The sequence below is a fragment of the Verrucomicrobium sp. GAS474 genome (assembly GCF_900105685.1).
Taxonomy (GTDB): Bacteria; Verrucomicrobiota; Verrucomicrobiia; order Methylacidiphilales; family GAS474; genus GAS474.
In genome coordinates this window covers 1,465,459-1,486,849 of the sequence record NZ_LT629781.1, presented here as the reverse complement: position 1 = coordinate 1,486,849, position 21,391 = coordinate 1,465,459, and the positions used below count along the sequence as shown (strand labels likewise).

At 69.0% G+C, this 21,391-nt stretch carries 23 protein-coding genes; 15 read left to right on the top strand and 8 right to left on the bottom strand.

Annotated features, from left to right (window positions below; all coding sequences use genetic code 11):
* Nucleotides 1-10: 10 nt before the first annotated feature.
* The 3 genes from tatC to BLU04_RS06145 are packed head-to-tail and all read left to right on the top strand — an operon-like array spanning nt 11 to nt 2,892.
* The gene (gene tatC, locus BLU04_RS06155; RefSeq protein ID WP_093283546.1) at nt 11-796 is read left to right on the top strand and encodes a twin-arginine translocase subunit TatC; all 786 of its coding nucleotides are present in this window, start codon (nt 11-13) and stop codon (nt 794-796) included.
* Nucleotides 797-820: 24 nt separating this feature from the next.
* The gene (gene xseB, locus BLU04_RS06150) at nt 821-1,135 is read left to right on the top strand and encodes an exodeoxyribonuclease VII small subunit (protein ID WP_093283543.1); all 315 of its coding nucleotides are present in this window, start codon (nt 821-823) and stop codon (nt 1,133-1,135) included.
* A 23-nt stretch (nt 1,136-1,158) separates the two neighbouring features.
* Nucleotides 1,159-2,892, top strand: a complete 1,734-nt coding sequence (locus tag BLU04_RS06145; RefSeq protein WP_093283541.1) for an alkaline phosphatase family protein — start codon at nt 1,159-1,161, stop codon at nt 2,890-2,892.
* Nucleotides 2,893-3,229: 337 nt separating this feature from the next.
* Here BLU04_RS06145 and bioB read toward each other — a convergent pair whose 3' ends face one another.
* Both bioB and BLU04_RS06135 read right to left on the bottom strand, forming a co-directional pair.
* Nucleotides 3,230-4,234, bottom strand: a complete 1,005-nt coding sequence (gene bioB, locus BLU04_RS06140) for a biotin synthase BioB (protein WP_093283538.1) — start codon at nt 4,232-4,234, stop codon at nt 3,230-3,232.
* 67 nt (nt 4,235-4,301) lie between these two features.
* Nucleotides 4,302-4,889, bottom strand: a complete 588-nt coding sequence (locus tag BLU04_RS06135) for a hypothetical protein (RefSeq protein ID WP_093283536.1) — start codon at nt 4,887-4,889, stop codon at nt 4,302-4,304.
* A gap of 190 nt (nt 4,890-5,079) precedes the next feature.
* On the opposite strand from BLU04_RS06135, the gene BLU04_RS16925 reads away from it, so the two are divergent.
* On the top strand, nt 5,080-6,057 hold the full coding sequence (locus BLU04_RS16925) for a DUF5069 domain-containing protein (protein ID WP_231964904.1): 978 nt from the start codon (nt 5,080-5,082) through the stop codon (nt 6,055-6,057).
* 266 nt (nt 6,058-6,323) lie between these two features.
* Here the strand turns inward: BLU04_RS16925 and BLU04_RS16330 are convergent, their stop codons facing one another.
* Entirely contained in the window at nt 6,324-7,307 is a 984-nt protein-coding gene (locus tag BLU04_RS16330) for an MBL fold metallo-hydrolase (RefSeq protein WP_162274708.1), read from the bottom strand.
* A gap of 79 nt (nt 7,308-7,386) precedes the next feature.
* Here BLU04_RS16330 and BLU04_RS06110 point away from each other — a divergent pair, with 79 nt between their 5' ends.
* The 7 genes from BLU04_RS06110 to BLU04_RS06080 all read left to right on the top strand — a co-directional run bounded on the left by BLU04_RS06110 (nt 7,387) and on the right by BLU04_RS06080 (nt 14,096).
* Nucleotides 7,387-8,505, top strand: coding sequence for a polyprenyl synthetase family protein (locus BLU04_RS06110; RefSeq protein WP_157895158.1), 1,119 nt, complete (start codon nt 7,387-7,389; stop codon nt 8,503-8,505).
* Nucleotides 8,502-9,464 carry a phytoene/squalene synthase family protein gene (locus tag BLU04_RS06105; protein ID WP_093283526.1) on the top strand — a complete coding sequence of 321 codons (963 nt, stop codon included), beginning with the start codon at nt 8,502-8,504 and terminating at the stop codon, nt 9,462-9,464. The genes BLU04_RS06110 and BLU04_RS06105 overlap by 4 nt, the downstream gene beginning before the upstream one ends.
* Nucleotides 9,413-10,234 (top strand): lysophospholipid acyltransferase family protein, encoded by an 822-nt coding sequence (locus BLU04_RS06100; RefSeq protein WP_093283523.1) that lies wholly within the window; start codon nt 9,413-9,415, stop codon nt 10,232-10,234. Before BLU04_RS06105 ends, BLU04_RS06100 begins: the two co-directional genes overlap by 52 nt.
* Before the next feature lie 4 nt (nt 10,235-10,238).
* A complete protein-coding gene (locus BLU04_RS06095) occupies nt 10,239-10,898 on the top strand; it encodes a phosphatase PAP2 family protein (RefSeq protein ID WP_093283520.1) in 660 nt (219 codons plus the stop codon).
* 88 nt (nt 10,899-10,986) lie between these two features.
* Entirely contained in the window at nt 10,987-12,273 is a 1,287-nt protein-coding gene (locus BLU04_RS06090; RefSeq protein ID WP_093283518.1) for an amidohydrolase family protein, read from the top strand.
* Nucleotides 12,274-12,936 carry an SDR family oxidoreductase gene (locus BLU04_RS06085; protein ID WP_093283515.1) on the top strand — a complete coding sequence of 221 codons (663 nt, stop codon included), beginning with the start codon at nt 12,274-12,276 and terminating at the stop codon, nt 12,934-12,936.
* Nucleotides 12,927-14,096 (top strand): 8-amino-7-oxononanoate synthase, encoded by a 1,170-nt coding sequence (locus BLU04_RS06080; protein WP_093283513.1) that lies wholly within the window; start codon nt 12,927-12,929, stop codon nt 14,094-14,096. The genes BLU04_RS06085 and BLU04_RS06080 overlap by 10 nt, the downstream gene beginning before the upstream one ends.
* Before the next feature lie 11 nt (nt 14,097-14,107).
* Here the strand turns inward: BLU04_RS06080 and BLU04_RS06075 are convergent, their stop codons facing one another.
* The 4 genes from BLU04_RS06075 to BLU04_RS06060 all read right to left on the bottom strand — a co-directional run bounded on the left by BLU04_RS06075 (nt 14,108) and on the right by BLU04_RS06060 (nt 16,691).
* Nucleotides 14,108-14,407: a HigA family addiction module antitoxin gene (locus BLU04_RS06075; RefSeq protein ID WP_093283511.1), complete on the bottom strand. Its 300-nt coding sequence runs from the start codon at nt 14,405-14,407 to the stop codon at nt 14,108-14,110.
* A 7-nt stretch (nt 14,408-14,414) separates the two neighbouring features.
* A complete protein-coding gene (locus BLU04_RS06070; protein ID WP_093283508.1) occupies nt 14,415-14,696 on the bottom strand; it encodes a type II toxin-antitoxin system RelE/ParE family toxin in 282 nt (93 codons plus the stop codon).
* Nucleotides 14,697-14,747: 51 nt separating this feature from the next.
* Entirely contained in the window at nt 14,748-15,953 is a 1,206-nt protein-coding gene (locus BLU04_RS06065; protein ID WP_093283505.1) for a KamA family radical SAM protein, read from the bottom strand.
* 126 nt (nt 15,954-16,079) lie between these two features.
* The gene (locus BLU04_RS06060) at nt 16,080-16,691 is read right to left on the bottom strand and encodes a TetR/AcrR family transcriptional regulator (RefSeq protein ID WP_157895157.1); all 612 of its coding nucleotides are present in this window, start codon (nt 16,689-16,691) and stop codon (nt 16,080-16,082) included.
* A gap of 114 nt (nt 16,692-16,805) precedes the next feature.
* Here BLU04_RS06060 and BLU04_RS06055 point away from each other — a divergent pair, with 114 nt between their 5' ends.
* The 4 genes from BLU04_RS06055 (at nt 16,806) to BLU04_RS06040 (ending at nt 20,630) form a co-directional block, all read left to right on the top strand.
* Nucleotides 16,806-17,258, top strand: coding sequence for a DUF5069 domain-containing protein (locus BLU04_RS06055; RefSeq protein WP_093283503.1), 453 nt, complete (start codon nt 16,806-16,808; stop codon nt 17,256-17,258).
* A 46-nt stretch (nt 17,259-17,304) separates the two neighbouring features.
* A complete protein-coding gene (locus BLU04_RS06050; RefSeq protein WP_093283500.1) occupies nt 17,305-18,486 on the top strand; it encodes a metallophosphoesterase in 1,182 nt (393 codons plus the stop codon).
* 276 nt (nt 18,487-18,762) lie between these two features.
* The gene (locus BLU04_RS06045) at nt 18,763-19,422 is read left to right on the top strand and encodes a response regulator transcription factor (protein ID WP_093283497.1); all 660 of its coding nucleotides are present in this window, start codon (nt 18,763-18,765) and stop codon (nt 19,420-19,422) included.
* Between the two features lie 104 nt (nt 19,423-19,526).
* Nucleotides 19,527-20,630: a hypothetical protein gene (locus BLU04_RS06040; protein ID WP_093283495.1), complete on the top strand. Its 1,104-nt coding sequence runs from the start codon at nt 19,527-19,529 to the stop codon at nt 20,628-20,630.
* 6 nt (nt 20,631-20,636) lie between these two features.
* Here BLU04_RS06040 and BLU04_RS06035 read toward each other — a convergent pair whose 3' ends face one another.
* Nucleotides 20,637-21,386, bottom strand: coding sequence for a hypothetical protein (locus BLU04_RS06035; RefSeq protein ID WP_093283492.1), 750 nt, complete (start codon nt 21,384-21,386; stop codon nt 20,637-20,639).
* Nucleotides 21,387-21,391 lie beyond the last annotated feature (5 nt).

The window sequence follows — 21,391 nt, the reverse complement described above, 5'->3', positions numbered from 1 at the left end:
AATTGCCGCCATGAAGGTCAACGATCAAACCACGAAGAGCTTCCTCGACCATGTCGAGGATCTGCGCTGGATGTTGATCCGGGGGTTCGCCGCCCTCGCCATCGGGATGACGATCAGCCTCGCGCTGACGAAGCCGTTCCTCGAGATCCTCTATCACCCCCTCCGCCTCGCCGGGCAGAACCCGGGGGAGATGCTTCGCGTCCTCGGCGTCGCCGACGCCCTCTCGATCCAGATCAGCCTCGCCCTCTCCGGCGGCGTCCTCATCGCGCTCCCGTTCATCCTCTATTTCCTCGCCTCGTTCCTCCTCCCGGCGCTGACGCCGCGCGAGGCCCGGGCGCTGATCCCGGCCTTCGTCGCCGGGGCGCTCCTCTTCGTCGGCGGGGCCTTCTTCTGCTACGAGCTGATCCTCCCGCAGACGCTGAAGTTCTTCTACGAGTTCGACGCCTGGCTCGGCTTCCGCACGGAGTGGACCGTGCAGAGCTACATCGACTTCGTCACCCAGATGCTCCTCGCCTTCGGCCTCTCCTTCGAGCTCCCGCTCGTCCTCCTCGTGCTGAACATCCTCGGCATCGTCCGCCGCGCCACGCTGGCCCGCTACCGGCGGCACACCGCCTTCATCCTCTTCATCCTCGCCTGCTGCGTCGTCCCGTCGACCGACCCGTTCTCCCTCCTCATGATGGCCGGGCCGATGTACCTCCTCTTCGAGGGGACCCTCGTCATCATGTGGTTCGTCGAGCGCCGCCGGGGCGATCTCCAAGGCCAGGCGGGCGACGAATCGGACTGGCAGACGGGTTGATTTGCCCATAACGTCATCCCCGTCATGAAAGCCAAGCCTTCTCCCCACGACGATCCGACGCCGAAGTTCGAAGCCGCCCTGGCCGACCTCGAGCGGATCGTCACCGAGATGGAAGACGGCGAGCTCCCCCTCGACCACCTGATCGAGCGGTACGAGGAGGGGATCAAGCTCGTGAAGCTCTGCGACGAGAAGCTCTCCGAGGCCGAGCAGAAGATCGAGGTCCTCACCTCGGGCAAGGCCGAGAAGGAAAAAACGGCCAAGGAACCGAAGTCCAAGCCCGCACCCGCCTCCGGGCCCGACGAAATCGATCCCTCCGAGGAAGGCCCCAGCCTCTTCTAATTCACCATTACCCCAAACCCAGGATGATCCCCAGGCTCCGATCGGTCCCCTTGATCCGCCCCGGCTTGGCCCTGGCGCTCGTCCTGGCCCTCCTCCCCGCCGTCGCCCCGGCCCAGCAGGCGGAGCACGTCGTCCTCGTCGTCTGGTCGGGCCTCCGTCCCGACGCGGTGACCGAGACCCTCACGCCGACCCTCTTCCGCCTCGCGCAGGAGGGGACCCGCTTCTCCCGGCACCACGCCGTCTACCCGACCACGCCGCTGGTCAACGGCATCGCCCTCCTCACCGGGGCCTATCCGGGCCGGAGCGGCATCTATGCCGACAAGGCCTACCTCCCCGCGCTCGACGCGGCGAAGCCGGTCCCCGCCGCGATCCCCGCCGCCGTCCGCATGGGAGACGCCCTCTCCGACGGCCACTACCTCACCGTCGCCACGCTGCCCGAGCTCCTCCAGGCCGGGGACCGCTCCACCGCCGTCGTCGGCGCCGGCCTCCTTCCCTTCCTCGCCGACCGGCGGCCCGAGGAGGGCCGCGCCTCGACGACCTCCTCGGTCGTCTACGCCGCGACGATCGCCGCCACGCCCCCTGCGGCCAAGGCGGGCTCCGGCAGTTCCACTGCCAATTCCAACACCGGCTCCAACGCGAGCCCTTCCGCCGTCCTGCCGCTGAAGATGTTGACCGTCCCCGCCGCCCTCGGCGCGACGCTCGAGAAACTCCTCAAGCCCCTTCCCCCCTCGGCGACGCCGAACTCCCCCCAGGATCGCTGGATGACGCGGGCGCTCCTCAACGGCGTCTGGGCAAAGGAGGTCCCCGCCTTCTCCTGCCTCTGGCTCACCGATCCCGCCGCCGCGCAGCGGGAGAACGGATTGGGCGATCCCAACGCCCTCCTCTCGATCCACGCCCAGGACGAGAACCTCCGCCTCATCCTCCAGGCGCTCGAGGCGAAGGGCATCCGGGGGAAGACCGACCTCTTCATCGTCTCCGACACCGGCTACTCGTCGGTCCGGCAGGGCATCGACGTCGCCGCCGACCTGGCCAAGGCGGGCTTCAACGCGACGCGCAAGCTGAAGGTCACCCCCGAAATCGCCGAGTCGAATCCCGGCGCGGCGCTCGAAAAGGGGAAGATCCTCGTCGTCGGCTGCGGCGGCACCGTCCTCTTCTACGTCGGCGGCCATGACGGGGAGGTCGCCGAGCGGCTCTTGAAATTCCTCCAGCGGAGCACTTACGCCGGGGTCCTCTTCAGCCGGGAGGCGCGCGACGGGGCCTTCACCCTCCACCAGGCGAACCTCGCCACGGGCGACTGGGAGAAGCTGCCCGACGTCGTCCTCTCGATGCGGTGGACCGCCGAGGCGAACTCCCACGGCGTCCCCGGCACCGCCCTCGCCGACGTCGCCGGGGGCGGCATCGAGAAGCTCGCCTCCAACGGGACGCTGAGCCGCTTCGACCTCGCCGGGACGCTCATCGCCTCGGGCCCCGACATCCGTTCCGGCTGGGTCGACGACCTGCCGACCGGCAACGCCGACCTCGCGCCGACCATCGCCGGGCTCCTCCGCCTCGCCTCGCCCCCGTGGATGGACGGCCGGGTCCTCGTCGAGGCCGTCCGCGACTATCCGGCGGCGAGCTACACCGTCGACACCGAGAACATGACCGCCACCATCGGCGCGTGGCAGCAGACCCTCCGCGTCTCCCGGATCAACGGGGCCGTCTACATGGAAGAGGGCAACGGCGGCGGCGCAGGCCGCGGCGGCGTCGGCGAGCCGTAGGTCGAAGGCAAGGAGCAGGCCCATCCCCTCGGCGCTTCAACCCCTGAAGATATCTCTCCCATAGAGCCCTCTCCCAATAGGAGTCTAGGCGTATTGGTACCGCTACCCCTTCAGTACGTACCCTCGGACGCTGGGGAAGCAGCGGATTTTAAAACAGTTAGTAAACGAGGCGCAGGGGGAAACGCGTCCGCCTAGTTCAGGCCCTCAGAACAGGAGGTCACGGAGGGGCGAAGCCCCTCTGTGGCGTTAAAGCGGATCGCCTCCAGCTGTACAGGGTCGACCGCGCAAGCCCCGAAGGGCATTCCCCCATCCGCGACCCCCCCCATATCGCCCCCCCCTAAACCGTCGCCGCCACCGAATCCGGCACCGGCACATCCGTATACGGAGCCTGCGGCTTAAACCCCAGATCACGCAGCAAACGGAGATCCTCGTTCGCTTCCGGGTTCGGCGCGGTAAGGAGCTTCGACCCGAAGAAAATCGCGTTCGCCCCCGCGTAGAAGCAGAGGGCCTGGCCTTCGCGGCTCAGCTTCGTCCGGCCCGCCGAGAGGCGGACCTTCGAGACGGGGAAAGTGATCCGCGCGACGGCGATGAGGCGGACGAGTTCAAAAATATCGACCGGCTCCGCGTCGCCGAGGGGGGTGCCGGGGATCGGCGTGATGACGTTGATCGGCACGCTCTCCGGCACCGTCTCGAGCCCCGCGAGGACTTCGAGCATGCGGAGGCGGTCGGTGACCGTCTCCCCCATCCCGATGATCCCGCCGGAGCAGACCGACATCCCGGCCTTCTGCGCCTCGCCGATCGTGCGGAGGCGGTCGTCGAAGGTGTGGGTGGTGACGATCTTCGGGTAGAACTCGGGGCTGGTGTCGATGTTGTGGTTGTAGGCGGTGACGCCCGCCTCCTTCAGCCGCCGGGCCGCCTCGGTGTCGAGGTTGCCGAGGGTGACGCAGACTTCCATGCCGAGTTCGGCGACGCCCTCGACGATGCCGCAGACGGCGTCGAGCTTCGCGTCGCCGCCCTTCACGCCCTTCCAGGCCGCGCCCATGCAGAAGCGGGTCGCCCCCTCGGCCTTCGCCCGGCGGGCGGCGGCGAGGACGGTCTCCTTCTCCATGAGCCGCTCGGGCTGGAGGGCGGTATCATAGTGGGAGCTCTGGGCGCAGTAGGAGCAATCCTCGCTGCAGCCACCCGTCTTGATGCTGAGGAGGGAGCAGAGCTGGATCTCGGGATCGGGCCAATGGGCGGTGTAGACCGCGCGCGACTGGTGGACCAGCTCGAAGAGGGGGAGTTCGTAGAGTCGGCGAAGTTCGTCGAGCTTCGGCGCAGGAGCGGTGCGAAGGAGGGCCATACGTCAACCAACCGTAGGGAAGCGGTTGACGTGGGTCAAGCGGTACCGGTCCCGCTCCGGCCCGGGATTAAACCCGGGAATAGGCCTTCTGGAGGAGCTGCTGCTGGCCGTCGAGGGAATCGCCCGGGGTCGTCGCCGTGGCGGCTTCCTTCGCGGCGGTCGCCTTGACCTCGGCGCTCTTCGTCGCGGCGGAGGCGTCCCGCGCGGCGGCGATGTCGGGATCGTCCTCGCCCTTGTGGCCGTCGCCCCGGGCGGCGACGAGGACGATGCCGCTCATGCTGACGGTGTCGCCGTAGGAATTGGTGTAGGTCGCCTCGGTCGTCGTCGCCGCGGCGGCGGCGCTGCTCTCACTCGCCCCGGCGGAGGCCGTTGCGCTGGAGCCGGAGCCGGACCCCGCGTTGGCGTCGGAGCTCGATCCCAAAGCCGCATTCGCGGTGCTGCTGCCGGGGGCGGGCGTGCTGACCGCGGCCGAAGCCGGGACCGCCGTCGCGGCATTCGCCGAAGCGGCGGCAGCGGGGACGGAAGGAGTCGGGGCCGGGGCCGAAGCGGCCTTTTTCTGGGCGGCGGCCTCGGCGAGGAGCTGGGCGTAGACCTCGCTCGGAGTGGGGGTCTTGCTTCCGGAGGTGCCGCTGGTGATGGCGTTGATGGGAGTCATAAGGGTGGGGGTCGGATCGTTGGACCACCCTTGAACTCAAAAACTTCAAGCCTGGCCTTTTCCCCTTTATCGGCCGATCGGGCAAAAACTTGAGCCCTGAATTCGCTTTCCCCTCTTTTTATTTTCTTTCCGTGAATTTTCCTCCTCCTCTTGACCCCATCCCGATCGTATCCGATCCTTTCTGATACGTATGCCCCATCCCCTTCCCGAGCTTCCCTCCGCCCACGACGCCATCGACGGCCTGGTCTATTTCCCCCGCATGCTGGGGAAGATCCGCCTCCACGCCGTCGGGAAGCTCCCGCAGGTCTACGTCCCCTACCTCGGCGACGCGCCCCAATTCGGCGGCCATGTCTTCGACGCGCGGTGCTGCCGCCTCCTCGGCGTCTCCTATGCCGACCTCGTCGCGAAGACCCATGAACTGCCGACCGACGCCGCCGTGCTGGAATGGGCGCGGGCGACGGGGAAGAATCCGACGGCGGAGCAGACCGAGATCTGGAGCGCCTACGCCTCGAAGCGGGGCTGGCGCGACGACGCGACCCCCTCGATGCGCGAATGGGCGGTGAAACTGGGAGCCGATCCCGACGCGGTGCTGACGTGGTTCGACGGCTTCGACATCGACGAGGGGCGGAAGACCCCCTCCGATTTCAAGCCGGAATCGTTCCCGCCCGGCCCCGTCGCGAGCGCGAAGCCCGAAAAGTCGCCGACCGTCATCCCCGGCCTGCCGAGCCCCTACGAGAAGATCGACGGCGTCGTCTACTTTCCCCGGATGGTCACGAAGATCGCCCTCGCCGCCGCCGGGAAGCTGCCCCAGGAATGGATCGCCTCCTGCGGCTACGCCGGGAATGATCCGGCCATCGCGAAGAACTTCGACTCGCTCTGCTGCCGCTTCCTCGGGATCGATTACGCCGCGATCCAGGCGAAGGTGCTGGCGGGCGAGACCGATCCCTCGGTGCTGCTCGCCTGGGCTTTCGCGACCAGCCCGAGGGGCGCGCGCCCGAGTGATGAGGAGATCACGGTGTGGAACGCCTTCATGACGAAGCGGGGTTGGCGCGATCCGCTTTACCAGCGCCTGGCCTTCCGCCTCGATGACTCGGGGTACCCGGCGGGGGCGGTGGCGGTGATGTTTGATTACATCGATATTGATGAGGGGCGGCCGGTGCGGGGGTGAGAGGGGCGGGGGGGCCCGTTGGGGCTGGCGGGGTCAACCCTGTACAGCTGGAGGCGATCCGCTTTATAGCCCAAGAGGGGCTTTGCCCCTCCTCGAACCTCCCCTTCGGAGGGCCTGAACTAGGCGGACGCGCTTTGGCGGCGCCTCGTTTCCGAACTGGATTAAAATCCGCTGCTTCCCAAGCGTCCGAGGGTACGTATTGGAGGGGTAGCAGTACCCATACGCCTAGACTCCTATTGGGAGACGTGTCGATGGGAGAGGGGCGCTTAGGTGGTGAACACCTCACCTACCCACTTGTACCCCTTCCCCTCGGTCACGATCCGGCCTGTGCCGGGGAAGGGGAGGTGGTAGCTCATGATGCGGAGCTTGTCGGCGGCGGCGCGGTCGAAGAGGCGGCGGCGGGTGGCGACGGCCTGGGCGGGGTCGGTGTCGAAGGCGATGGTCCACTCGGGGCGGGCGAACATGAGGACGTGGTTGTGGGCGGCGTCGACGATGTGGAGGAGCTGCTCGTTCCCCGAGGCGATGAGGAGGGCGCTGTGGCCCGGGGTGTGGCCGGGGGCGGGGAGGAGCCAGACGCCCTCGATGATCTTCTGGTTCGTCGGGACCTTCTCCCACTTCCCGGCAAGGGCGTTCAGCGCCTTGGCCGAGCCCTCGATCATCCCCTTCTGCTGGTCGGCGGGGAGCGGGGTCTTGGAAAGGTTCGCGCCCGAAGTCCAGAAGTCGTACTCGGTCTGGGTGATGAAGAGGCGGGCGTTGGGGTAGTTCAGCTTCCCGGTCGCCGCGTCGAGGAGGCCGCCGTAATGGTCCCCGTGGGCGTGGCTGAGGACGACGGCGGTGACCTTCTCCGGCGCGAGGCCGTAACCCCGGAGGGCCGCAGGGAGGCCGCCCGCCGCCGCCCCGGCCAGCGCACCGTAGCCGGTGTCGACGAGGATCTTCTCGGTCCCGTCCTCGATGAGGAGGACGTTGAAGGAGATCGGGACCGGATCGGGCAGCCCGGCGGCCTTCATCACCGCCTCGGCCTCGCCCGCGGGGGCGTTCGTCATGATGGGGCGGAGCGGGAGGGCGGCGGTGCCGTCGCGGAAGGAGGTCACCTTGATCGCCCCGACGCGAAAGGTCTGGGAGACCCATTTCTTGTCCGTCGCCACGGGCTGGGCCAGCGCCATGTCGTAACCGGCGAAGCGGGGGAGGAAAACGGCGGCGGCCGTGGCGACGGCGGCACGGGTCAGGAAGTCACGTCGGGAGGTGGCCATGATAAGGAAGACGATACGCGCCTCCCCTCCACTTGCAACTCCCCTTGCCAACGGCGGTGCCGAATCTATCCTGCCTTCCATGGCATCGGAGCCCCTCTTCTCCTCCCTGACGGCGGCGTCCGTCGACTGGCAGGCCTTCCCCGCCCGCCTCGACGCCTTCCTCGCCCGCTTCTTCCGGGAACAGGCCGAACGCTACGACTACGGCGCCTTTTTCGAGCCCCTCTACGACGACCTCTCCCGCTACGTCCTCCGCCGGGGGAAGCGGCTCCGGCCCCTCCTCCTCGCCGCCTCCTACCGCCATTTCCGGCACTTCGGCCATCCCGGCGGGGCGGCCCCCCTTTCCTTCGAGTCCGGGATCGACGAGGAGACCGCCCTCCTGCGGGCGGCGGCGGCGATGGAGCTCTTCCACGCCTTCACCCTGATCCACGACGACGTGATCGACCGCTCCGACCTCCGGCGCGGCCTCCCCTCGTTCCACCGCGCCGTCGAGGCCCGGCTCGGCTTGGGGAAGGGGCGGGAAAAGGAGGCGGAGGGGATCGCCCTCGTCGCCGGGAACCTCCTCCACGCCCTCGCGCTCGACACCCTCCTCGCCTCCGGCTTCCCCGTCGCCCGCCGCGAGGCGGCGTTGCGGCGGTTCCTCCAGGCCGCCGCCGACACCGGGGCGGGGGAGATCGGCGACATCGTCCTCGGCACGCGGGACATCGCCTCGGTCTCCCTCGCCGAGATCGAGCAGGTCTCCCACCTGAAGACGACGCGCTACACCTTCGAGGCTCCCCTCGCCCTCGGGGCGATCCTCGCCGGGGCCGACGAGGCGAGTCTCCTCGACCTCGCCCGCGTCGCCGAACCCCTCGGCCTCGCCTTCCAGATCGCCAACGACCTGAAAGACTACAACGACCTCCGCCCCGAGACCGGCGGGGCCGACCTTCTCCTCGGCAAGCGGACCCTCCTCCTCCGCCTCGCCTACGAGCGGCTCCCCGAGGCGGAGCGCCCCCTCCTCCGCCTCGCCCTCGCCCTCCCCGCCGCCGATCCCTCCCGCCTGCCGCTGCTGCGGGAGCTGATCGGGAAATCGGACGCCCCGGCGCAGCTGCGGGAACGGCAGGCCGCGCTCCGGCTCCAGGCGCGGCGGGAACTCGGCCCCCCCCATGCCAGCCTGGCCGGGCTCCTCGGCCTCCTCGACCAGCTCGACGCCCTGGCATGACCTTGACCTCCCCTGCCGCTTCGCCCTCCGCCTCCCTCGACGCCTCCTACGGCGCCTGCCGGGAGATCACCCGCCGCCATGCGCGGAGCTTCTACCTCGCCTCCCACACCCTGCCGAAGGGGAAGCGCCGGGAAGCCTGGGCCGTCTACGCCTTCTGCCGCGTCGCCGACGACGCCGTCGACCTCGCCACCGACGACGCCTCCCGCCGCGCCGCGCTGGCGGCGCAGGAGAGGGGCCTCGACCGCCTGTTCGATCCCCGCATCGAGGCGGCGGCCCTCCCCTCCTGGGGTCCCGCCTTCCGCGACACCTGCGAACGGCGCGGCATCCCGCGCGGCTACTTCGACGGGCTCCTGAAGGGGATCTCCCTCGATTGCGGCGCGGTGCGGATCGGAAGCTGGGCGGAGCTCGACCTCTACTGCCACCACGTCGCCTCCCTCTGCGGGCTGGTGATGACGCGGATCTTCGTCGCCGATCCCGACGCGGAACTCCTCGACCACGCCGCCGCCCTCGGCACCGCGATGCAGCTCACGAACATCCTCCGCGACGTCGGCGAGGACTGGGAGCGGGACCGGATCTACCTCCCCTCCTACGACCTCGCGAAATTCGGCCTCGGCGAGGGCGACATCGCCGCGTTCCACAAGGACAAGGCGACGAAAAACAAGGCGGGCAAGACCGACGACCGGTTCCGCGCCCTCATGCGCTTCGAGATCGAGCGGGCGCGGGAATGGTACCAAAAGGCCGACCCCGGCATCGCCCGGCTCCCGAACGACGGGACCCGCCGCACGGTCTGGACGATGCGCCTCCTCTACGCGGCGATCCTCGACGAGATCGAGCGGAACGACTTCGACGTCTTCACCCGCCGCGCCCGCGTCGGCCGGTGGCGGAAGGCCTCCCTCCTCGTCGAGGCATGGCTCCGCAGCCATCGCCCGCCGCCGACGCCCACCCCGGAGCCGCGATGATCGAAGCGAGGAAAAACGCCGCCGTCGACGCCCTCTTCGGCCTCTACACCCGGAGCCGGGTCCGCGCCGCCTTCCACGGCGTCCACCTCCGGGGCGCGGCCCACTTCACCCCCGCCCACCTCCCCCCGGGAAAGCCGGTCCTCGCCCTCGTGAACCACACGAACTGGTGGGACCTCTTCCTCCTCCACCGCCTCACCCGCCTCGTCCCGCACAAGGCCCATTACGGGATGATGGAGGAACGGAACCTCGCCCCCCACCGCTTCCTGCGCGGGCTGGGGCTCTTCTCCGTCGACCTCGAGACGCCGGGCCGGGCCGCCCTCGGCCTCCGCCGCGCCGTGCGCCACCTGCGGCAGCCCGACGTCCTCCTTTGGCTCTTCCCCCAGGGCCGGATCGAGGCCCCCGGCCTCCCCGGGGCCGTCCGGCCCGGCGCGGCCTGGCTCGCCGCCCGGGTTCCCGACGCCGTCGTCCTCCCCATCGCGCTCCGGTACGAGTTCTTCCGCGAGGAGCGCCCCGCCGTCCTCGTCGAGGCCGCCGCGCCGGTCCCCGCCGCCTCGATCACCGGCGACGACGCCCTCCTTTCCCTCCTGCGCGCGCCCGCCCTCTCCCTCGAACGGCTCGTCGCCGCGGAGCCGGGACGCGACCTCGCCGCCCTCCTCCGCGCGGGGGAGTTCGTCCCACTCGAACGCCCCCGCCTCTCGGCGAACAAAAAATGGGAGTGGTTCCGCCGCGCCCTCGCGGGCAGACTGGCCGGATTCGATCCCCACAACTGATTCGATGCACGCCCTCCTCCAGACCCTTTCCTCCTGGGACATCGCCCTCCTCTTCCGGATCAACGGGGCGTGGTCCTCCGCCTTCCTCGATCCGGTGATGCTCGCCGTCTCGTCGCCGAAGTTCTTCGCCATCCCCATCGCCGCCGGCGTCGTCGCCCTCGCGATCTGGGGCGGCTTCAAGGGGCGGACCTTCCTCGTCCTCCTCGCCCTCTCCATCGCCCTCGGCGACGGCGTCATCGACAACTGGGGGAAGAAGATCGTCCACCGCCCGAGGCCGAACGAGGCGCTGGAGGGGGTCCGCATCGCGGAGCAGGCCGGGGTTGGCGAAGGGATCGCCGTCCGCTGGGCGTGGCCCCGGGCCGAGCCCGGCGGGCGCTCCTTCCCCTCGGGCCACGTCTTCAACAACGTCGCCCTCGCCTTCCTCGCCTGCGTCGTATGGGGCGGGCGCCGGTTCGGCTGGGTTTGGATTGTTTGGCTCTGGGCCGCCCTCGTCAGCTACTCCCGCGTCTACCTCGGGGCCCATTACCCGAGCGACGTCCTCGGCTCGCTCCTCCTCGCGCTCGGTTATTTGTGGGGGATCGTCTTCGTCGCCCGCGTCCTGTGGCGGCGCTGGGCCCCGCGGATCGCGCCCCGCCTCGCCCAGGCCCATCCCGAGTTGGTTTAACAGCGTCAACTCCTAAGCGGAGATGAGTGGAACCCCTCCATCCCGCCGATTGCCTTAAGGCAAAAGAGCAGGCTACCCTCCCCTGGAAATGCTGTATCGCGCCGACATCGTGATCGGAGGCCGCGGGGAGGCGATCCCCGACGGGGCGGTGCGGATCGCGGGCAACCGGATCCTCGCCGTCGGCCCCGCCGCGTCGCTGCCGCCCTTCGCCGGGGAGCCGATCGTGACGCTCTCCGGGCAGGTCCTCAGCCCCGGCTTCATCAACGCCCACTGCCACCTCGACTACTCCCGCATGAAGGGGCTCCTCCCCCGGGCCAGCTTCCCGAAGTGGATCGCCTCGATCAATTCCCACAAGCGGACCTTCTCCGACGACGACTTCATCGAGGCGATCCACCACGGCTTCGAGCTCCTCATCACCTCCGGCACCACCACCGTCGGGAACATCGAGAGCTTCCCGGAGCTCCTCCCCCGCCTCCCCGCGCCCCCGATCCGGACCTGGTGGTTCCTCGAGCTGAACGACCTCCGGATCCTCCCCGACGCGGAGGAGCGGACCCTCGGCGTCCTCAGCTTCTTCCACAACCGGCCCGGGTGGCTCGGCGGCTTCGGCCTCTCGCCCCACGCCCCCTACAGCGCCTCGATCGACCTCTACCGGCTGGCCCGGCGGTGCAGCGAGCATTTCCACATGCCGTTCACCACCCACATCGCCGAGTCCCGCGAGGAGAACGAGATGTTCCTCTACGGCAGCGGCCCCCTCCACGCCATGATGGCGAAGCTGGGCCGGGACAACACCGACTGCGGCCACGGCTCCTCCCTCTCCCACCTCGTCGAGCACGAGGTGCTGACCCAGGACTGCCTCGCCGTCCACCTGAACTACATGCAGGAGTACGACTGGGAGATGCTGCGGCGGAGCGGCGCCAGCGTCGTCCACTGCCCGAAGTCCCACGCCTACTTCGGCTACGCCGAATTCCAGATGGAGCGGATGCGGAAGGAGGGGATCAACGTCTGCCTCGGCACCGACAGCCTCGCCAGCAACACCTCCCTCGACCTCCGCGCCGAGGCCCGCCTCGTCCTCGCCCGGCACGGCACGGCGGCGGTCGATCCCGAGGAGGCCGCCCGCGAGGAGGGCAACGGCGGCGAGGTCCACGGCACGCTGACTCCCCTCGACGTCTGGCGGATGATGACCGTCCACCCCGCGAAGGCCCTCGGCCAGGCGGGCCGCCTCGGGGAGCTGAGCCCCGGCGCCCTCGCCGACATGGTCGCCTTCCCCCTCCTCCCGAAGACGGGGAACGATCCCTTCCTCAGCCTCATCGCCGGGACGACGCCCCCCACCTGCTTCGTCCTCGACGGGCGGCGGATCATCTCGGAAGATCGCTGAATGGCACCGGCGCAGCAGACCGTCTTGATCACCGGAGGCAAGGGCGACCTCGCCCGCGCGGTCGCCGACGCCTTCGCGGCCGCCGGTTGGTGCGTCCTCGCCCCCGGACGGGACGCCCTCGACGTCGCCGACGCCGCCTCGGTCGAACGCTACTTCTCGACCCTCCCCGCGCTCGACCTCCTCGTCGCCAACGCCGGGATCGCCGACAACAAGCGGCTGGAACACCTCGACTCCGCACTCTGGGACGCCCTCCTCGGCACGAACCTCCGGGGCGTCTTCCTTCCCCTCCGCGCCGCCCTTCCCCTGCTGAAGGCGAGCGCGGGAGCGGCGATCCTCGTCGGCTCCCGCGTCGGGCGGCGGGGCGGCCACGGGCAGGCGGCCTATGCGGCCTCGAAGGCAGGCCTCCTCGCCCTCGCCCAGAGCGCGGCGAAGGAACACGGAGCCGACGGCATCCGCATCAACACCGTCCTCCCCGGCTTCCTCGAAACGAAGATGACCGCCTCGGTGAAGCCGGAGCGCCGCGCCGCGATCCTCGCCCAGCAGGCCCTGGGCCGCTTCAACACCCCGGAGGAAGCCGCCCGCTTCCTCCTCTTCCTCGCCACCCTCCCCCACACCTCGGGACAGGTCTTCCAACTCGACTCGAGGATCGACCCATGGACCTAGGCCGCGATTCCATCGAGAGCCAGCTCCGCGCCGCCCTCGCCGAACGCGAGGCGCAGGGCCTCCTTCGCCGCCTCCGCGTTTCGGAACCGTTCACAGGGCACACCGCCCCCGACGGCACCCTCCGCTTCGCCTCGAACGACTACCTCGGCCTCGCCCGCCATCCCCGCCTCGTCGCGGCGGCACAGGAGGCGGCGGGCCGCTACGGCGCGGGGAGCGCCGCCTCCCGTCTCGTCTGCGGAAACCTCCCCGTCCATGCCGCCCTCGACGAGGCCCTCGCCGCGTTCAAGGGCCGCGAGGCCGCGCTCGGCTTCTCCAGCGGCTACGCCGCCGCCCTCGGCACGATCCCGGCCCTGGCCGGACGGGAGGACACGGTCATCGTCGACAAGCTCTCCCACGCCTCCCTCATCGACGGGGCGAAGCTGAGCGGCGCCCGCCTCCGCGTCTTCCCCCACAACGACCTCGGCTACCTCGAAAAGCTGCTGAAGACCGAATGCGCCCGGGCCCGCCGCATCCTCATCGTCACCGAGGCCGTCTTCTCGATGGACGGAGACACCGCGCCGCTGCGGGAGATCGTCGCGCTGAAGGAAAAGCACGAAGGCCGCGCCTGGCTCCTCGTCGACGAGGCCCACGCCACGGGGATCTTCGGCCCCGGCGGCCGGGGCCTCGCCGCCGCCCTCGGCGTCGCCGACCGGATCGAGGTCGAGATGGGGACACTGAGCAAGGCCCTCGGCTCCAGCGGCGGCTTCATCGCCGGATCGCGCCTCCTGATCGACACCCTCGTCAACCACGCCCGCAGCGCGATCTACTCGACCGCACCGAACCCCGCCTCGTGCGGCGCGGCCCTGGAGGCGCTGAAACTCGTCGGCGAGGCCGAAGGGGAAACGCGCCGGAAAGCACTGTGGACCGCCATCGCCCGCTTCGCCGCCGGAACCGGCCTCCCCGCCGCCTCGCCGATCTTCCCCATTGTCCTGGGTTCCGAAGAAAAAGCCCTCGCCGCGAGCGCAAAGCTGGCCGAGCAAGGCATCGTCCTCCCCGCCATCCGCTACCCCACCGTCCCCAAAGGCAAAGCCCGCCTCCGCGCCAGCCTCACCGCCGAAGCGACGGCGGAAGAGATCGACCGGCTGGCGGAGGCTCTCTTCGGAGAGCGGTCGCGGGGTTGAGTTAAGGTCGGCTAGGTCGCCACCATCGGTCTCACTTCCGCCGCGATTTTCTTCGCCATGGGCGAGCGCTGGGCTTCCTCCAGGTCATAGGCCTCCTGGAGGTTGAGCCAGAAGTGAGGCGTGCTGCCACACCAGGTGGCGAGGCGGAGGGCCATTTCGGGGGTGACGGAGCGCTGGCCCTTGAGGATTTCCCCGAGGCGGGTCTGGGAGACGTGGAGGTCCTTGGCGACGCGGTAGGCGGTCAGTTCCAGGGGCTTCATGAAATCTTCGAGGAGGACGTCGCCGGGATGGATGTTCTTCAGTTTCTTCATGGTTCTCCTAGTGGTAATCGACGATTTCGACCGCGATGGCTTTCTCTCCCTCCCAGCGGAAGCAGATGCGCCATTGGTCGTTGATCCGGATGCTGTGCCAGCCTTTGCGGCTGCCCTTCAACGCTTCCAGGCGATTGCCCGGAGGGACGCGCAGATCGTCGAGCCGCATGGCGGCGGCGATGATCCGCAGTTTCCTCCGGGCGGCCTCCTGAATCTGGGGCGGCAGCTTGCGGCTGGCCTCGCCGCCGAAAATCCGTTCCGTTTCCGCGCAGGCGAAGCTTCCGATCACGGGGAAGCGATACTAACGGATCAAGATACTATCGTCAAGCGATAGCATCCTTCACCCCACCGGCAGCTCTTCGTGCCGGAAGGCGGGGACGGGCTTGGTCTGCGGGGCTTTCTCCGCCGCCTCGGCCTTGTCGATGTACTCGTAGATCTCCCCCTCGTAGTTCCGGAGGAGGAGGCGTTCGCCGTCCTTCGCGATGACGTAGTCGGGGTTCAGCGGGATCTTGCCGCCGCCGCCGGGGCCGTCGACGACGTATTGGGGGACGGAGAAGCCGGTGGTGAAGCCCCGGATCTGCCGCATCAGCTCGATGCCGCGCGAGACAGGGACGCGGAGGTGGTTCGTCCCCTGGATGAGGTCGCACTGGTAGAGGTAGTAGGGGCGGACGCGGGCGCGGATCAGCTTTTGGAAGAGGATCTTCAGCGTCTCGGCGTTGTCGTTCACGCCCTTCAGCAGGACCGACTGGTTTCCCATCGGGATGCCGGCATCGGCGAGACGGCCGAGGGCGTCGCGGACCTCGGCGGTCAGCTCCTTCGGGTGGTTGACGTGGATGTTGATCCAGAGGGGATGGAACTGCCGAAGCATCTGGCAGAGCTCGTGGGTGATCCGCTGGGGGAGGAAGACGGGGACGCGGCTGCCGAGGCGGACGATCTCGATGTGGGGGATCGCGCGGATCTGGCGGAGCAGGGCCTCGAGTTTCTTGTCGGAGAAGAGGAGCGGATCGCCGCCGGAGAGGAGGACGTCGCGGACTTCGGTGTGTTCCCGCAGGTAGGCGAGGGCCTCCTCGAAGTCGACCTCGAGCTCCTGCTCGCCGACGCCGCTGACGAGGCGGCTGCGGGTGCAGTAGCGGCAGTAGGCGGCGCAGCGGTCGGTGATGAGGAAGAGGACGCGGTCGGGGTAGCGGTGGACGAGGCCGGGGGCGACCATGTCCTTGTCCTCGCCGCAGGGGTCGGCCATCTCGTGGGGGGCGTAGTCCATCTCCTCCTGCCGGGGGACGACCTGGCGGCGGATGGGGCACTCGGGATCGTCGCCGTCGATGAGGTTGAAGAAGGAGGGCGGCATGGCGACGGCGAGCTTCCGCACGGCGGCCTCGGTGATGCCGAGCCGCTCGGACGGGGTGAGGTTCAGCCGGGCCTCGATCTGGCGGAGGTTCGTCGGGCGGTTGCGGAGCTGCCAGGTCCAGTCGTTCCAGTCGGCGTCGGAAACGTCGGCCCAGCTTTTGCGGGGCGTCGGGAGGAAGGCGCGGAGATCGGTGGGTGTCACAGGAGGATTTGGGGAGGTGCCAAAGAAGTGCCCGCAGGGGGTGTCTGTATCCGTCTTGGCTGGGGTGGAGGCCGTCTTGAAAACTACGCTAAGTGCGTTCGGGGGGTTGTCAAATGGAGGGGGAAATCACCGCGCGGTCGCGCAGCCTCCCGGGGAGAGGAGGGTCGGTTTCACGAGGGGAAGGAGGGCGGCGGCGAAGGCCTCGGCGGAGGGTTCCTTCGTCCGGGACCACTCGAAGACGGCCCCGCAGATCGCCCAGGCGGCGACGGTGCCGCGCAGGAGGGCGTCGGCCTCGGGGGTGCCGTGGGCGCGGAAGCCGACGAGGAGGAAATCGCGGACGACGTTTTTCAGCCGGGCCTCGACCATCGGCTCGAACTGCTTCCGCGCCTTCTGGCAGGGGACGGAGCCGAGGTGGCCGAGGTAATCGCAGACGGCGAGGATCAGCTGGCGGAGCCCGGCCTCGCAGCTCCCGTCGGCGTCGGCCAGGCGGGGCTCGATATGGGCGCGGAACTGGTCGCCGATCATGGCGTCGAGGAGGGCGAATTTGTCGGTGAAGTGGTCGTAGAAGGTCGCCCGGTTCACGGTCGACCGCTCGGCGATGTCCTGCACCGTGATCATGTCGAAGCCCTTTTCCTCCAGGAGGCTCTTGAAGGCGGTGAACAACATCTGCCGGGTCCGCCGGATCCGGGGATCGACGGAGGCCTCCGCGGGGGGCAGGACGGGCGGGGAAAAACTCACTTCCGGAACTTACCACTTGACCCTCTTCCCGTCCAGTGCTGTATTAGCGACAGGCGTCGGTTTATCTCTGACGAGGGGCGTTAAAAAATTCTTTTTGCCCTTCTTCTCACTCGCATGCACGCCTTCTCCCTTTCGGCCAAAGACCTCTCCGCCGAGGCCCCCCGGAGCCCCCGCGTCCGGATCGGCGAGTATGCGATCCTCGCGCGGACGCTCGACAAGGGCCGGGCCTCCCTCGCCGGGACCCTCGGGGAGTACCTCTACGGCTGCCCGCTCGACAAGAAGCTCTTCGCGTTCAAGGGGTTGACGGGCCACGAACTTAACGAGCTCACGGCCCTCCTGGCCGGAGGGGCCGACGACGGGCAGATCGCCGCGTGGCTGAACACCCACGGGACGCCGCGGACCGCCGAGGAGGTCCGGGCCTGGAGCGCCGCCTTCGAGGCGGAGCGGCCCGGGAGGGACGGATCGGCGTGGTTCGTCTCCGAATGCCTCCGCCTCGGCCTCGACCCGCAGCAGGCGACGACGTGCGACCGGATGGAGGAGGACGACCGCCAGAGCTTTGCGAAGTAACCCGGCCTCCGCTATCGTCGCTATCGTCCCCCGCCCCTTCATCCCCATGCCCACCTCCGCCCGCCCCTCCCATCCCTCCCGCAGCGGGCCCGTCCTCCTGATCTTCCTCGGCGTCTTCACCCTCATCCTCACCGTCGGGGTCGTCACCGCCGTCTCGGCTTGGGAACGCTTCGGCTGGGGCGGCACGGCGGGGCTCTGGGCGCTCCTCCTCCCCTCCTACCTCTTCGTCCCGGCCCTCCTCTTCTCCCGGGAACGGCGGCGGCCCGAGGAGGAGAACCTCCTCCGCTACGCCTACCGCCTCAGCGCGGTCTCCCTCGCGCTCCTCAGCTACCTCTTCCTCGCGGGGGCGCTGACGTGGATCGGCGGCGAGGCGGCGGTGCTGCTCGACGCGCCCGAGACGGCCTGCAACCTCGCCGACCTCCTCTTCGGCCTCGGCCTCGCGGCGACGCTCTACGGCATGGCGAACGCCCTCCTCGGCCTCCGCGTCACCCGCCGCGACGTCTTCCTGCGGAACCTCCCCGCCTCGTGGCACGGGCGGACCGTCGCCCTCGTCACCGACCTCCACCTCGGCCACATCTACGGCGTCCGGTTCTCCCGCCGCGTCGTCGCGAAGCTCCGCGCCCTCTCCCCCGACCTCGTCCTGATCGGCGGCGACCTCTTCGACGGGGTCGCGCGCGACTTCGAGCCGATCCTCGCGCCGTGGAAGCCGCCCGCCCTCGCCCCGCCCTTCGGCGTCCATTACGTGACGGGGAACCACGAGGAGTTCGGCGAGCGCGAGATCTTCCTCTCCTTCGTCCGCCACGCCGGGATCAACATCCTGAACGGGACCGAGAAAAACCACGGCAAGGTCGAGCTCGACGGCCTCCAGCTCCTCGGCCTCCACGACCGCGAGGCGACGACGCCGGAGAGCCTCCGGACGTTCCTCCACCACGCCGGGATCGACAGGGAGCGGGCCGCCCTCCTCCTCGCCCACATCCCCCACCGGGCGAATTTCCCGGTCGCCGACGAGGAAGGGATCTCCCTGCAGCTCTCCGGCCACACCCACAACGGCCAGGTCTGGCCGTGGAAGGGGCTGGCCCGGCGCGTCCACGGCGCCTTCGTCTACGGCCTCCATCCGTTCGGGAAAAACCTCCAGGTCTGCACCAGCAGCGGGGCCGGATCGTGGGGACCGCCGATGCGCGTGGGAACCCGGTCGGAGATCGTCCTCCTCCGGCTCTTCCGCGCCTAAGCCCGCGCCACGTGCGCAATCGCGCACAAGAAACCCTTTTGCCCTGTTAACGGAAACAGGCCAAAAATGGTCCCCATTCATCTCCTGATGTGTGGAAAACCACCTAGGGAATGATCCCTATTGTTGCAATTGCAATTTAAGGTATCCTTGAGGGAATGGAAGGCCTCCTCAGCGTAGAGGATCGAAACCTCTCACATCCATTGATAAAACGAGATGCGGTTTAACAAAATACAACCTCTCAGGCAATCCATTGATTCCCCAATTGTTCCCTAAAAAATGAAAAACGCCCTCATCATCGAGGATCAGGTTTTGTTCAGCGATCTCCTCCTGCGCACCCTCAAGCAGGAGATTCAATTCGAGGAGATCGAGGTTTGCCGCGACGGCAAGACGGGATTGGAGCGGGCGCTGGCCATGAAGCCCGACCTCGTCCTCGTCGACCTCTACCTGCCGAGCCTCAGCGGCATGGAGGTCCTCCGCCACCTGCGGGCGACCCAGCCGTCGATCCACGTGATCATGATGACGGCCTTCGAGACGCCCGAGTTGATCAACGAATTCCGCAGCGCCGGAGCCGAGGGCTACATCGCGAAGCAGGCCCCCCTCGACCACCTCCTCTCGGTGATCCGCCAGGTGGTGAAGCCGATCCTCGCCCCCGACGCCGCCGCCGCGCCCGCCCCCGTCGGCAACCTCCATCGCCCCCCCGCCCTCCTCCTGACGGGCCGGGAGATGGAACTCCTCCGCCTCGTCGCCGAGGGGAACAGCACGAAGGAAATCGCGACGAAGATGGGGATCTCCTTCAAGACCGCCCAGACCCACCGGGCGAACCTGATGCGGAAACTCGACATCCACGAGGTGGCGACGCTGACCCGCTACGCGATCCGCCACGGCCTCGTCCGGGCCGATTACGAGGGCGAGCCGGCGGTCTCTTCCCGTTCCTAATCCTGTTTCAGCCCGTTCCGCGACCCCTTCCTCGCGGAACCGGCGCGTTTCCATGGTGACTCCGCCCGTGACAAGCGCGGGAAGCTCTGGCAGAGCTTGAGGGAATGCCATCGGGTCTTTCTCCGATTCCCCGCCTCGCCTTCACGATCGCCATCGGTCCCGAGGCGGTCCGGCAGGCCCGTCTCCTCCGCGCGACGTTCAAGGCGGCCCATCCCGACATCCCCTTCCTCCTCGTCGACGGCCCGCTCTACGCCCGGCTGACGCTCCAGCCCGGCGTCGCCCATGCGGGGGAGATCATGACGATGCGGGCCGTCATCGGCCGCTATCTCTCGCGGCATGCCGCGCGGATCGCCTACTTCGACGCCGACATCCTCATCTTCGCGCCGCTGCCGCACTTCTTCCCGGAGAACGAAGTCGGAGCGCCGGGCGTCGTCCTGACGGGCGACTTTGGCCACAGCGCCAGCGTCGGCATGACGTTCCCGCTCGTGAACGCCGGGGCGCTCTCGGCCTCCGACCCCCGTTTCTGGTGGCTGTGGACCCATCTGATCGAGGGACGCCTCCTGCCGCTCGTCGGGAATTTCTTCGACCAGTACGCGCTCCGGCTGATGGCCTCGGTCGGGACGCCCGACTGGACGGTCCCCTGCACCGTCCTCCCCGAGGCGGCGGAGCGCGATTACTACAATGTCGGCGCCTTCGACGCGCCGGGGGAGTGGCGGCGGGAGGGATCGGCCCTCCACAAGGGGGAGGCCCGGGTCCGGCTCTGGCATTGGGCGGGCTACGGGACGAAGCCGGGCATCGAGGCCCTCCCCGCCCCCGCGCAGGACCTCCTCCGGGAACGGATGCGGGAGGGCCACCGCAACGAATCGGCGACGCTCGCCGCCGACCACGCCCTGTTCGAGGCCCTCTTCATCGACGCCCTCCTCCTTCCCTTCTACGAGGAACGGACCGCCGAGCTCTCGAAGATCGCCACGCTGACGCTCGACGGCACCGTGCCGACCTCCTTCGGGAAGGCGGCGACGATCCAGCCTCCCGACGACCTCTGGGGAACCGACGTCCCCGCCGTCTGGGACACGCTCCGTCCGCTGCCCGAGGGATTCCATCGCCGCCTCCTGCCGAATGGCCCGCGCTATCTCTACGCGCGGAGCGAGGAACGCCTCCATGCCCCCGACGTCGAGCGGTACGACCGGGCGCTCTGGTCGGGGGCATAGCCTGGATCAGCTGTAACGCGCCTTCTTCCGCAGCGCCCTCACGGCGCAAGCCAGCAGGATGAGGGCGAGCGCGAGGAACGCGAGGCCGCCGAGCCAGCGCCGATCCCCCTCCCCTCCCGACGGGTCGCGGTGAAAATGGCCCGCCACTCCCATCGCCCCGATGATCCCGGCGAAGAAGGCGAAACGGAACCAGAGCGCCGCCCTGCCGCCGAGAAGACGCCGGAGGGCCTCCTTCTGAGCGGGATCGAGGAGGGCGCGGTCGATCGCGCTCCGGGGATGTTCCCCGAGATCGGGAAAGGAAAAGGCGGGGCGGAACGGATCGGGACAGACCTGGATCGGGTCGCCGATCCGCCACCGTTCGAGTTGCCGCAGGGAAAGGGGCGGGCTCATCCCCTGGCGCGAGGCGCCCTCCCCCAGGATCACGTAGCCGTAGGTGAGGTGGATGGCGGGGAGCGGGGAGCCCGGCATCGTCTCGGCCTTGAAGCCGGTGACCCAGCCGGTGCACGATTCCCTCCGCGCGCGGTAACGGGCCGCCAGGACGCGCCCCGCTTTCACCATCCAGAAGATGCCGAAGCCGAATGCCGCGAGGCCGAGCCCGTCGCACACCAGGACGCCCGCCCACTGCCCCCTCGATACCGGATCGAAGAAAAAGAAAGGGAGCATCCCGACGACGCCGAGCATCGCCCAGATCAGCCCGAAGACGAACGCCGCCCCGGGGGAGAGCCTCCAGTTCGCGATGCCGTAGGGCGATTGCATGGCGT